Source organism: Ercella succinigenes (genome assembly GCF_900002895.1).
The window spans coordinates 1-1,170 of sequence record NZ_CDHP01000049.1 but is presented as its reverse complement, the minus strand read 5'-3'; the positions used below and the strand labels follow the sequence as shown (position 1 = coordinate 1,170).

Here is a 1,170-nt window from a genome sequence, read left to right as displayed (position 1 = left end):
CGTGGATTCTTTTGCGGTTATACCAGGATTCAATATATTCAAAGAGAGCTTTTTGTGCCTCTTCAAAATCGGCATAAACGGTGGCGTAGACTTCTTCCTTTTTTAAGACTGCATGGAAGGATTCTATACAAGCATTGTCGTAGGGGTTTCCTTTTCGACTAAACGAATGCAGCATTTTTTTGTCTGTCACATAGTCTTCAAATATCTGGCTTGTGTACTGGCTGCCTAAGTCGCTGTGAATAACAATGCCGGTTGTGTCCTTCACATTCAGTGTGGCATTTTTCAAGGCCTGTGTAGCCATCTCGGCTGTCATGTGGCGAGCATAAGTATAGCCAACCACCTTGTGAAGGCAAAGATCCAGGACACTGGCCAGATACGTCCAGCCATCTTTCACGGTATGGATGTAGGTAATGTCGGTCACCCATTTTTGGTTGGGAGCATCTGCCTTGAAATCTTGGGCCAGCAAATTGACCTTGCCTTCCGGCACAGGCGCAGGGTTCTTCTGCGGCCGGTATTTCCTGACGGTGATAGAGCGCAGCTTCAGGCGCTGCATATGCCGCTGGACTCGCTTGACACTGCAGGCTATCCCGGCCTTGCGTAATACCCGGTGAATCTTTGGCGCCCCGTAGCGACCCTTGGAATCGGCATAAGCGGAGGCAACCTGTTCCCCGAAGCGAACAAAGGCTAAGGCCTTCTTAGAGGGCGCACGAAGCACAGCCTCATAGTACGTGCTTCTGGGGATCCGGAGCACTTTACAGAGCATTTTCACGGGATATTCACCTCGAAAGCTTTGGATAAAGCCTATCTTTTCCGTTATTGTTCTCTCGCGAATATGGCGGTCGCTTTTTTTAGGATTTCATTCTCCAGTTTTAGATTCTGATAGCTCTTTTGCAGAGACTTATAATCCTTAAGGGTAACCGTCTCACCTTCTGTTGTTGTAATTGGGGAGGCATTCTTCACCCAATTCGAGATGGAGGATCTTGCTACGCCATATTCACGTTCTAACTGAGGATACGTATAATTACCACTGGTGTACAAATCAACCAGCTGCTGCTTGAAATCAGCGGGGTATTTCTTCTGGGATTTGGCCATGTCGAACTTTCTCCTTCTTGCTTTTTTGTTAATATAACTTGTTCGACTTTACCTGTCCATACTTATATACTAACACCA

2 protein-coding genes are annotated in these 1,170 nt (G+C 46.8%); both read right to left on the bottom strand.

Annotation, left to right across the window (positions count from 1 at the left end):
- Positions 1-796: IS3 family transposase (locus AC0KSB_RS11370; RefSeq protein ID WP_472309356.1), on the bottom strand; the 796-nt coding region annotated here is incomplete at its 3' end.
- Between the two features lie 17 nt (positions 797-813).
- Positions 814-1,092, bottom strand: a complete 279-nt coding sequence (locus tag AC0KSB_RS11365) for a transposase (RefSeq protein WP_472309354.1) — start codon at positions 1,090-1,092, stop codon at positions 814-816.
- Positions 1,093-1,170 lie beyond the last annotated feature (78 nt).

What these genes read in the sequence shown, in the direction of transcription:
- AC0KSB_RS11365 (WP_472309354.1), bottom strand. Translation starts at nt 1,092, where the DNA reads ATGGCCAAATCCCAGAAGAAATACCCCGCTGATTTCAAGCAGCAGCTG.